Raw genomic sequence first — 426 nt, 5'->3', positions numbered from 1 at the left:
ACTGCAACAATTTCTGACTCCTTATACACGTCTACCCCATAACCAATATTTTTAAGCTTCTCTCCAAGCATTACCCTTGTTGCTATTTCAACTATTGGAACACCTGTTACCTTACTTATAAAAGGAACTGTTCTTGATGCTCTTGGATTTACCTCTATTACATAAAGTTCATCCTTATACTCTATAAACTGAATATTTATCATTCCTTTAATTCCTATTGCCTTTGAAATCCTTTTGTTATACTCTAAAACTTTATCCTTATTTTTTGAAATACTTTGAGCTGGATATATAGTTATACTATCTCCTGAATGTATTCCTGCACTTTCTAAGTGTTCCATTATACCAGGGATTAAAACCTCTTCACCATCTGAAATAGCATCAACCTCAATCTCTCTTCCACATATATATTTATCAATCAGTACAGGA

1 protein-coding gene is annotated in these 426 nt (G+C 32.6%); it reads right to left on the bottom strand.

The window, feature by feature from the left end:
- Positions 1-426 (bottom strand): ATP-binding protein (locus TCEL_RS00015; RefSeq protein WP_040683642.1); only part of this gene is annotated, 426 nt, incomplete at both ends.

The organism is Thermobrachium celere DSM 8682 (assembly GCF_000430995.1).
In the GTDB taxonomy this organism is placed as follows: Bacteria; Bacillota; Clostridia; order Clostridiales; family Caloramatoraceae; genus Thermobrachium; species Thermobrachium celere.
Note: the sequence above shows the minus strand (reverse complement) of the source record. Positions and strands in the feature narration are given on the sequence as shown.